The sequence below is a fragment of the Thermovenabulum gondwanense genome, assembly GCF_001601575.1.
Lineage (GTDB): Bacteria > Bacillota > Thermosediminibacteria > Thermosediminibacterales > Thermosediminibacteraceae > Thermovenabulum > Thermovenabulum gondwanense.
The window spans coordinates 34377-44602 of record NZ_LOHZ01000037.1 but is presented as its reverse complement, the minus strand read 5'-3'; the positions used below and the strand labels follow the sequence as shown (position 1 = coordinate 44602).

Here is a 10226-nt window from a genome sequence, read left to right as displayed (position 1 = left end):
ACGTGTTACTCACCCGTCCGCCGCTAAGGTGTCTTCCGGCTTTCACCTTCCAACACCTCCGCTCGACTTGCATGTGTTAGGCACGCCGCCAGCGTTCGTCCTGAGCCAGGATCAAACTCTCAAGTTAAATCCTTTAAGCTCTTCTTCTCTTACACACCTTTTCTTTGAAACTCTCAGGCGTGACACTGTTCAGTTTCCAAGGTCCATGGCGCTTTCCAGCGCCACAGTTTTATATTGTATCAGCTGCTTCGTCTTTTGTCAACATCAATTTTTAAAATTTTTGAGTATTTGTCAAAATAAAAATGGCTCCCCGAGCAGGATTCGAACCTGCGACCCTCCGGTTAACAGCCGGATGCTCTACCGCTGAGCTATCGAGGAATGCCCTTCAGGTTTGCTATTAATTTTGTAAACTAAATTAAAGATTTCGGCAGCGACCTACTCTCCCGGGATAACCCAGTACCATCGGCGCAGGAGGGCTTAACCTGTGTGTTCGGTATGGGAACCGGTGTTTCCCCTCCGCTATGGCCACCGAAATCTTTATTTCTTTGCAACAGCAATTATTATTATATTCAATATACACTTTTATGTCAACATATTTTTTATTTTTTCCTGGATAAATATACCCTATTAATTATTCTTCTAAAAGTCTTTTTTCTCCTTTTATTTCTTTAATTTTACTTATTTCCTGGGTAACTTCAATTGTGCCCATATAATTTCCGTTTTCATCTCTTAATGCAAAGTATCTAATATATACTAATTTTCCCTGCATGTCTATCCAGAACTCTTCCACATCCTTTTTGCCTTCCTTAAAATTCGATAAAATTTTTTCTACAATATGCACGCTGGCAGGCGGATGGCAATTCTGTACCTTTCTACCGATAATAGTTTTGGGCCGGGTAAAAATACGCTCCTTTCCCGAGGAAAAATATTTTACAGTATCATCCTTATCTACAAAGGTTATATCAATAGGTAATGTATTAAAAATCATTTCAATTTCCTTCGGTGTCATAAACCCCGTTGGAAATTTAATAAATCCTTTTGTAGTATCATCCGCAATAGTGTTTACCATTTTATTCACATCGATGTTTTGCGGCGTCCACTCCCCTTCCGGTTCTACGAGACAATAACCTATCTCTCCTTCAGAAGAATATATGTTGTACCATTCATCTTCCGTTAGCTTTTGCTGAGCAGTAGGAAATAAAATTTTTTCCTCCTTGAAAATCATTTCTTTTATTTTTTTGGTTAACTCTTCCGTCTTTTGGACTACTTCTTTTGTTATTTCATTTCTAAAATTCGTCAACAAATCTTTTAAATGCTTCAAATCGCTTCTTATCTCATCATCTACGCCCCACATAACCTTTGAAGGGCCATATATACCGTATTTTTCAAGATAGGGAAATAATAGTTCTTCTTTTTTCTTATAATGTTTATCAATATCAAATAACAAGTTTATTTTTTCTAATAACGCAAAAACTATATCCCGTTTTCCAAGTTCAAGATAATTTTTTAACCTTTCCAGTAAGGGATATATTTCTTTATCAATTAGATTTTCAATTGCACGATTTTCTTTTAATAATGTATGCAATGGATGCCCCGGAATCTCAACAGGTTCCTTCCCTTTTTCCAATGTTTCTTTAAATACTGCAGTGTGGACATCACAAAGCCTCTGAACTTCTTGGACTGGCATTCCTTCTTGAATCAGCTCCTGTTCCATGGAAGAAATTTCTTCGGCTGATACATCTTTGATTACTTCTTTAAATTTTTCTTTTACTTCTTCGATACTTGCGCCCTGATGAAGTTTCATTATTAATTCCTTTAATGTTTTTATTCTATATTCCCTGTTATGTATTAATTCGGACATAAAAACCCTCCCTTTAAAATTTTCAATTTTCGAATACTACTATTAGAAGCATTTTGAACCTTTCTACTGCAAATAAGGCATGTGGTATGCCTGCAGGCATAATGATAGTTTGTCCTTCCTTTAAACAGAATTTTTTTTCTCCTATAATTATTTCCGCTTCTCCGTCTATTATATAGACGAATGCTTCGCCGGGGGAAGAATGAGCACTTATCTCTTCATTTTTATCGAAGGCAAACAAAGTAATGCTCAAATTTTTCCCCTGGGAAAGCGTTCTGCTTTCAATTATTCCCTCCCTGTAATCTACCAATTCCTTTAAATTATAGATCTCCGATTTATTAATGTTTTTTATCAATTGTTTTTTAACTTCCATAGTTTTTATTCCTCCCATTTTTTGTTTAATATTTAGCATAAATAATTTAATTGCCCAGTTGAAAAATTTAGATTTTTATTCTTTTAACCTTCCAAGATTATTGTTCCCATTTTACGATTATCCTTCCATGGGTTTAGATTATAAAAATAACTGAAAATAATAATAAAAACACCTCCATAACTTTCTTTATTATTTATTATAAAATAATTTTCCGTATTTTTATAGTCTTTATAAAATTATTACTATTTTTACCCTAATATATGGATATTAATTTTTTATTGACTATTTCAGCTAAAATCTATAAAATAATATTTGTAATTTTGCTGATGTAGCTCAGCCGGCAGAGCAGCGCACTCGTAATGCGCAGGTCGAGGGTTCGAATCCCTCCATCAGCTCCATAAAGGTAATAAAATTAGGCTTGGAAATTAGAGAAAATTCCAAGCCTTTTATTTATTATTTTTATATTTTTATATTAATTTTTGCTATGCCTTCAAAATTACATACAATCTACCCAATGATATATTTATTTTGAAATTGTCTTAAATATAATAATCTATCCTTTAACATCTGTGAGTGAATTATAGCCTCTCGTTAAGAAACTAATATAATGGTCATGATCTGTGCACATAGTTTTGTTAAAGTGATCTAAATTGCAACAAAAAGTTTGTTTATATTTATGTTGGGCAAGGTTTGAAAAAAATATCCAATATTTTCATAAATTATTAGGTTCAGTAAATAAATCTATCCAGGGCGGTTTATATGTAAACCTTACATATAAAAACCCGGAAATAAAAAATAAAAGTAAAACCGCAATTTTAAAACCAAAGGTGTAATCAATTTTTTCAATGTTTTTCTCAATTATTCCTCCTATAATACCTCCAATAAAACTCTCGATTAAAGCCAGCAATATCTCTAAAAAGAGGGGCTCTATTTTACCATATATGGCAGCTATAAAGTACCATATCAAAAAAATAATCCAGGGTACAATGACTGAAGATAATAACCTGGAATACCAAAAAGAATCCTTCTTTCTTATGTAATTCCTGAAAAAATAATAATCGATAATGCTTGCCAAAAAATAAGCCCAAAAAGCCATTTTTAAATGTTGAAAAACCGATTCATTAATGCCGCATATGGGTTTTAAAAACTCCCATTTTGTAAGGTCATATCCAAAATGTAAACCGCTGAAGATAACAATAAAAATAAAGGCTTTTAAAAAAATGTTCATACTATGCTCCCCTTTTAATTGATTATTCTAATCTAATTATAACTTAAATTTTTTAATATTATTACTATTCCATTTTCGAAAATTTCACGAAGTGAAGACATAATATAAAGTTGAATCAAATTAAAGGAAATTTTTCTTAAAATTTAGCTTTAATGGTATTCATGGATAATAAAAAAAGAGATGAAAGATTTCATCTCTTTTTTAGCAAATTTATTTAAGGACTATGAGCAGGTCTATAAGCCGAGTTCTGTCTTGGATGGTCATCTATCTAGGGCGTCAGTTGCCTGACACCTCCAGCGACCTTACCCGGGAGCGTGGCGGGCCACCACATAGCTCCCCTATTTGGTCTTGCTCCGGGTGGGGTTTACAGAGCCACACTGTCACCAGTGTGCTGGTGAGCTCTTACCTCACCTTTCCACCCTTACCTAACGGTTAAACGTTAGGCGGTATATTTCTGTTGCACTTTCCTTGAGGTCGCCCTCACTGGGTATTACCCAGCACCCTGCCCTGTGGAGCTCGGACTTTCCTCGGATGTAAACATCCGCGACCATCCGACCTACTCACAGCTCCTACATTTTATCACGGAAACAATATTATGTCAACCTAAAAGTCCACTTCTATTTCATCCTCGCTTAAGGCAAGGTCAATACCCTCATTAGCCAGTTCATCTGCTCTTTTATTCATTTCTCTTCTTACATGACAGATAGAAAATTTTTTAAATTCCTTTATTAACTCAAATACCTCTTTGTAAAGGGGCTTTAAACCTTCGTTTTTTACTTGATATTCCCCCTGGATCTGTTTTACCATGAGTTCGCTGTCGGTAAAAACATTTACTTCTTCACATTCCAATTCAAGAGCTTCCTTCAATCCAGTAATCAAAGCTTTATACTCTGCAATATTGTTTGTAGTCTGTCCGATATAATCGCTGATTTCTTTAACTATATTTCCTTCTTCATCAATAATTACTATTCCAATTCCCGCATCCCCCGGATTACCCCGGGATGCTCCATCGGTGTACAATGTTAACTTCTTCATAATACCTCCCGATCTTTCTATTAATTGAAATAAAGATTTAGATGATTATTCAGCAAAAATTAATCGTCCACAACTTTCACAATATACCGGCAGAGTGGGCTGGCTCACCTCCTGCATTTTAGCAAATGACAAAATTGTATTGCAACCACTGCATTTAAAATCGATTACCTTGGCTACAGGATCGGTTTTTGTAAGTTTAATTTTCTTATAAATGGTCAACAATTCGGGTTTTATATTTTCAGTAAGAGCAAGTTTCCGATCCCTTAATTTTTCAATTTCTTTTTTTATTTTATCAATATCCTCATTATTTTTCAATCTAATTTCTTTATATTCTTTTTGCATTTTTCTGATTTTATTTGAAATTTGCTTTATTAAATTTTCCAATTGGTAAACTTCTTCCATATACCTTAATAATATTTCTTCCTTTTCTGTTTTTACGTCTTTTAGCTTTTTAAGATTATCCGATAACATTTCCATTTCTTTATAATTTCTGATCTTCCCGCTGTACAAAAAGGTCTCATTTTCAATATATTTTTTTTCAATTTCCTTGATTTCTTTTTCAATATGCATTTGTTTTTCCCTTTTATCCTTTAAAGCATTTTCCAATCTTTCGTATTCTTTCATTTCCGATAAAATGATTTGATAAAGATTCTTCAGTTCGGCGTTTTTCACAAGAACATTATAGACTTCTATTAATTTTTTTTCTTCTTGTTCTATTTGCTGAAGTTCCCATAAAAGTTCCATCTCTTTTCCCATAAAAATCCTCCTTTTTCTTTAATAAATCAAAAAAAGAGAATAGGTATTTCCCCATTCTCTTTCACAAGTACTTAAATAATTCCTTTTCCATATAAACCTCAACATAAGCCTCCTGATTGATATCATCGAGAGACTTTTCTATATACTCTTTTATTCTATTCAAGACGATTTTTTCTGTAGCCGAATGTCCCGCATCAATTAAAGCTATACCGTGCATAAAAGCATCCAGAGCATCGTGATATTTTACATCTCCTGTAACAAATGCATCTGCATTTTTAAAAATGGCCGTACCGATAAGGTCTGAGCCCGCTCCTCCGCATACGGCTATTTTTTTTACTTTTTTATTTAACTCTCCTACTACTCTAATTGTTGAAAGGTCTAATTTATCTTTTACCAGGCAGGCAAATTCCTCTAAGGACATTTCTTGTTTTAGAAATCCTATCCTCCCAATACCGTATTTTTTCCCTTCGTTATCCACAGGATATACATCATAGGCCACTTCTTCATAAGGGTGCACTTTTAAAACCGCATTAATTACCCCTTTCACTTTATTTTCAGGAGCGATTGTTTCAATCCGATATTCTTTCACTTTTTCTAATTTGCCCTTTTTGCCTATAAAGGGATTTGCCCCTTCTTCAGGCTTAAAAGTACCTTCTCCTTTTACCTTAAAAGAGCAATTGCTGTATTTCCCTACGAACCCTGCCCCTGCGTTACCCATCGCTTCCACGATTTTATCTTCATATCCTTCAGGAACAAAAACAACAATCTTTTTTAACGGCTCCGTAGAGGTTTCTTTTAGTATTTCTATTCTTTCCAGACCCAGTAAATGCGCCAATATCTCGTTCACACCTTCTTCGGCCACATCAAGATTTGTATGAGCTGAGTATATTGTAATGTCCTTCTCTATCGCTTTATAAATAATTCTTCCCAGGAGTTGATCTTTTCTCACGTTTTTTAGAGGTTTAAAAATTAAAGGATGATGAGCAACCACCATATCAAAGTCCTTTTCATAAGCGTATTCCACCACATCTTCCGTTACCGAAAGGGCTATTAATATTTTTTTTACTTCTTTATTGTAATTACCTATCTGAATTCCCGTATTGTCCCAATCAAAGGCTAAGTTTTTAGGAGCAAGTTTTTCTATTATATTGATAATCGTGGCACAAGAAGGCATTATTTAAAACCTCCGTTAATATTTTTAGTTTCTTTAGTATTTCTTCCTGTTTTACCTTATCTTTGCCTTTAGCGCTTAATCTATAATTTTCCTTTAATCTATTGATTCTGTCATTTAAATACTCTTTTACTATCTCTTCTCTTTTATTTTTCAAAATCGGTCCTATAAGGATATCCACATAATCAAAACTAAATTCCATATCTTTACTTTGTGTCACTACCCATATTTCATAAAATCTATTACTTTCTTTTATAACCAGCTCATCTTTAAATAAGAATCGATTCTCCAATAAAAACCTTCTCAGTTCACAAAGGTTTTTCATAGGTTGAAGAATAAAACCCGGTATAACCTCCCATTTTCCCTTGGACTCAACTAATATTTTCTTTATGGTTTCTCCTCCCATACCTGCAATAACCGCTACATCAATTTCTTCGGGAAGTATGGTTTTTAGTCCCTGCCCCAGCCTTACTTCAATATTCCCTTCGCAATGATAGTAAAAAACGTTTTTCAGGGCCCTTTCATAGGGTCCTTTTTTGGCTTCTACCGCGATGACCCGGGGAGAAATTTTATTTTTTACCAGAAAAATTGGAAGATACGCATGATCCGTACCTATATCCGCAACTATAGAATTTGGAGGTATTATTTCAGCAATTTTTTTTAATCTTTCACTTAAATAAATATCCTTCATATTTTCTCCTTTAATTTTGTACGATTTTAACAAAAAAAGGGGAAATATCCCCTTATTATTCAAGGAAATCCTTTAATTTTTTACTCCTACTTGGGTGTCTTAATTTTCTCAAAGCCTTTGCTTCAATCTGGCGTATTCTTTCCCTGGTAACTCCAAAAACCTGCCCTACTTCTTCCAATGTCCTCGGTTTTCCATCATCGAGTCCAAACCTTAACCTTAACACCTTTTCTTCCCTTGGAGTTAAAGTTTCCAGTACATCCTCCAGTTGTTCACGAAGAAGTTGAAAAGCAGCTGCATCAGCCGGAGCCTGAGCTTCTTCATCGGGTATAAAATCTCCTAAGTGGCTATCTTCTTCCTCACCAATAGGAGTTTCAAGTGAAACAGGCTCCTGAGCTATTTTCATGATTTCCCTAACCTTTTCTACTGGCATTTCCATTTCTTCCGCAATTTCCTCGGGAGTAGGATCTCTCCCCAATTCCTGTAAAAGTTGCCTGGACACCCTTACCAGTTTGTTAATGGTTTCAACCATATGAACGGGAATTCTAATCGTTCTTGCCTGATCGGCAATTGCACGGGTTATGGCTTGTCTTATCCACCAGGTAGCATAGGTGCTGAATTTATACCCTTTTCTGTAATCAAATTTTTCTACTGCTTTCATAAGACCTAAATTGCCTTCCTGAATGAGATCCAGAAAAAGCATCCCCCTGCCCACATACCTTTTTGCTATGCTAACCACAAGTCTTAAATTGGCCTCCGCTAACCTTCTTTTTGCTTCTTTATCGCCTTTTTCTATGCGTTTTGCTAATTCTATTTCTTCTTCAGGAGTTAACAATGGTATTTTGCCAATTTCTTTAAGATACATTCTTACCGGGTCATCTATTGCAATCCCTTCTGGGATAGAAATATCCAATTCATCTTCCGGTAGGTCCTCAATCAAAGATTCCGATAATTCATCCGCATCATTAACTACTTCAATTCCCAGCTCTTCAAAGGATTCATATATTTTATCAATAGATTCCGAGTCTAAATCTTCAAACTCGCTTAGTGTATCCATTATTTCTTTATAACTTAATACTCCTGCCTTTTTTCCTTTATCAATTAGTTCCTTTACAGCTTTAATTCTATCATCCTTTTTTTCCTTTGCTTTGGATTCTCCTTTTACCTTGTTTGAAACATCGCCGTTATTTTCAATAGTATTTAATTCTTCTGCGTAATCAGCTTTGTTGTTTTCTACTTTTTCTTTTGCCATTTACATTCCCCCTTTCTCTGTAAACTTGTCATTTAATAATTCCATTTCTTTTCTTAGTTTTTGGTAGTAATTGAGCAGGTTTAATACCTTATTATACTCACCTATGGTTTCTGCTTTTTTAATCCTTTCTTTTAATTGTTTCATTGCAAACCTCAGATAATTTTTCTTTATTTTCAACACCAATTTTTCAATATTTTCCTCCTTCTGAACAGATTCACTTTCCATTAATAACTTAGCCATTTCAGAAGCAATTTCCTGTTTATCGCTTATTGCTAAAAATATTTTCTCCCGGGATAAGACTTCGCCATTTTTAACAAGATCCATGATGACATTAAATATTTCCCTGTGATTTTTATAAAGAAAGTATATGGGTAAGAGCTTTATAGCTCCTTTTTTACAGTTTTCGGGATCATTTAGAAGAATTTTAAGAAACTCCCTTTCAGCCATGTATATGCTATCGTTCAATGATTTAACTGGTGAATGTTTCCTTAACAGTTCTTTATTATTATTTCTAAATTGGCTATTTTTATACTTTAAGCCAATCTCTGGAATATTTCCCGTATTCTTGCCTGTTAAAGCTTTTATTAAAATATTTTTTGGAATCTCATAATCTTTGTAAAGTTTATCTATATAAAAATTTCTTTCTACTTCATCCACAATTTCCGAAAGAATCTGCACAGCCTTTTTTATGAACTTTAACCTGTTAGTGCTGTTATTTAAATCTAATTTTTCTGCTTCCATTTTTATTAGATAATCGATAATGCTCTTTGAATTATGAAGCTCCTTTTGGAACTCATCGCGCCCATATCTTTGGATAAATTCATCTGGATCTTTACCTTCCGGAAGTGTTAAAATCCTGATATTAAGTCCTTCCTTTTTTAAAATTTCAAGTCCCCTCATTGTAGCGTTTCTGCCGGCTAAATCCATGTCATAGGCAATAATTACTTCATCCGTATATTTTTTTAAAAGCTTTGCCTGGGTTTCAGTAAGAGAAGTCCCCAGGGATGCTACAGCTCTTTTGAATCCTGATTGAAAAAGACTTATTACGTCCATATATCCTTCTACAAGCAATATTCCATTTCCTTCTTCTTTTTTAATTTTATCTAAACCATATAGTATTGATCCTTTACTAAAAACCGGTGTATCAGGAGAATTTAAATATTTTGGTTCTCCCTCTCCAATTACCCGGCCTCCAAATCCTACTATATGTCCGTATATATCTTTTATTGGGAAGATAATTCTATCTCTGAATCTATCGAAATACGAACCTTTAACCCTACCCGCTATAATTAGTCCAGCCTGAAAAATAAGTTCGGGGGGTATGCCTTTCTTTACCAAAAAGTTGTAAAGGCTATCCCAGTTAGATGGTGCGTATCCCAGCGAAAACTCTTCGATTGTTTGTATAACAATCCCCCTGGATTTCAAATAATCCTTAGCCTTCTCTCCCTCATATTTATTATGCAATACATCAGTATAAAAATCTGCAGCAATTTTATTTATGTTATAAATTTCTCTTTTCAATCTAAAGGAATCGCTTATAGCGTCGTCATATTCTCTTATCTCGAGACCGTACTTTTCAGCAAGAAATCGAACTGCCTCGGGAAAATTCAAGTTTTCTTTCTTCATAATAAAAGTAAAAACATTTCCACCCGTTCCGCATCCGAAACAATAAAATAGTTGTTTTTTAGGACTAACGGTAAAAGAGGGAGTTTTCTCACTATGAAAAGGACATAGAGCTACATAATTTTCTCCACTTTTTTTTAGTTTGACATAATCCGCTATCAAATCCACTATGTCTACCCTGCTTTGTATTTCTCTAATAATATCCTCAGAAAATAAACCCATCCTTACACCTACCTAATTCA

The 10226-nt window shown here is 34.2% G+C and carries 9 protein-coding genes, 2 tRNA genes, 2 rRNA genes and 1 other RNA gene; 1 reads left to right on the top strand and 13 read right to left on the bottom strand.

Features of this window, described 5'->3' with window-relative positions:
• From ATZ99_RS08920 to ATZ99_RS08900, 5 genes are all read right to left on the bottom strand, one after another.
• Positions 1 to 127: ribosomal RNA gene (locus tag ATZ99_RS08920) — 16S ribosomal RNA — on the bottom strand; the annotation flags it as partial.
• A 176-nt stretch (positions 128 to 303) separates the two neighbouring features.
• Positions 304 to 378, bottom strand: a tRNA-Asn gene (locus ATZ99_RS08915).
• 44 nt (positions 379 to 422) lie between these two features.
• A 5S ribosomal RNA gene (gene rrf, locus ATZ99_RS08910) occupies positions 423 to 533 on the bottom strand.
• Positions 534 to 631: 98 nt separating this feature from the next.
• Entirely contained in the window at positions 632 to 1861 is a 1230-nt protein-coding gene (locus ATZ99_RS08905) for a DUF438 domain-containing protein (protein ID WP_068748889.1), read from the bottom strand.
• A gap of 22 nt (positions 1862 to 1883) precedes the next feature.
• A complete protein-coding gene (locus ATZ99_RS08900; RefSeq protein ID WP_068748888.1) occupies positions 1884 to 2231 on the bottom strand; it encodes a cupin domain-containing protein in 348 nt (115 codons plus the stop codon).
• 322 nt (positions 2232 to 2553) lie between these two features.
• Here ATZ99_RS08900 and ATZ99_RS08895 point away from each other — a divergent pair.
• Positions 2554 to 2629 (top strand) — tRNA-Thr (locus ATZ99_RS08895).
• A 314-nt stretch (positions 2630 to 2943) separates the two neighbouring features.
• Here ATZ99_RS08895 and ATZ99_RS08890 read toward each other — a convergent pair.
• The 8 genes from ATZ99_RS08890 to dnaG all read right to left on the bottom strand — a co-directional run bounded on the left by ATZ99_RS08890 (position 2944) and on the right by dnaG (position 10206).
• Positions 2944 to 3459, bottom strand: a complete 516-nt coding sequence (locus tag ATZ99_RS08890; RefSeq protein ID WP_068748887.1) for a DUF6512 family protein — start codon at positions 3457 to 3459, stop codon at positions 2944 to 2946.
• Positions 3460 to 3679: 220 nt separating this feature from the next.
• Positions 3680 to 4022, bottom strand: an RNA gene (gene rnpB, locus ATZ99_RS08885) — RNase P RNA component class A.
• Positions 4023 to 4062: 40 nt separating this feature from the next.
• Positions 4063 to 4494 carry a ribonuclease HI family protein gene (locus tag ATZ99_RS08880; RefSeq protein WP_068748886.1) on the bottom strand — a complete coding sequence of 144 codons (432 nt, stop codon included), beginning with the start codon at positions 4492 to 4494 and terminating at the stop codon, positions 4063 to 4065.
• A gap of 45 nt (positions 4495 to 4539) precedes the next feature.
• Positions 4540 to 5250: a zinc ribbon domain-containing protein gene (locus ATZ99_RS08875; protein ID WP_068748885.1), complete on the bottom strand. Its 711-nt coding sequence runs from the start codon at positions 5248 to 5250 to the stop codon at positions 4540 to 4542.
• A 61-nt stretch (positions 5251 to 5311) separates the two neighbouring features.
• A complete protein-coding gene (locus ATZ99_RS08870; protein WP_068748884.1) occupies positions 5312 to 6424 on the bottom strand; it encodes a Nif3-like dinuclear metal center hexameric protein in 1113 nt (370 codons plus the stop codon).
• Positions 6375 to 7112, bottom strand: a complete 738-nt coding sequence (locus ATZ99_RS08865) for a tRNA (adenine(22)-N(1))-methyltransferase (protein WP_157074744.1) — start codon at positions 7110 to 7112, stop codon at positions 6375 to 6377. Before ATZ99_RS08865 ends, ATZ99_RS08870 begins: the two co-directional genes overlap by 50 nt.
• Before the next feature lie 55 nt (positions 7113 to 7167).
• A complete protein-coding gene (rpoD, locus tag ATZ99_RS08860; protein ID WP_157074743.1) occupies positions 7168 to 8361 on the bottom strand; it encodes an RNA polymerase sigma factor RpoD in 1194 nt (397 codons plus the stop codon).
• A complete protein-coding gene (gene dnaG, locus ATZ99_RS08855; protein ID WP_068748882.1) occupies positions 8362 to 10206 on the bottom strand; it encodes a DNA primase in 1845 nt (614 codons plus the stop codon).
• Positions 10207 to 10226 lie beyond the last annotated feature (20 nt).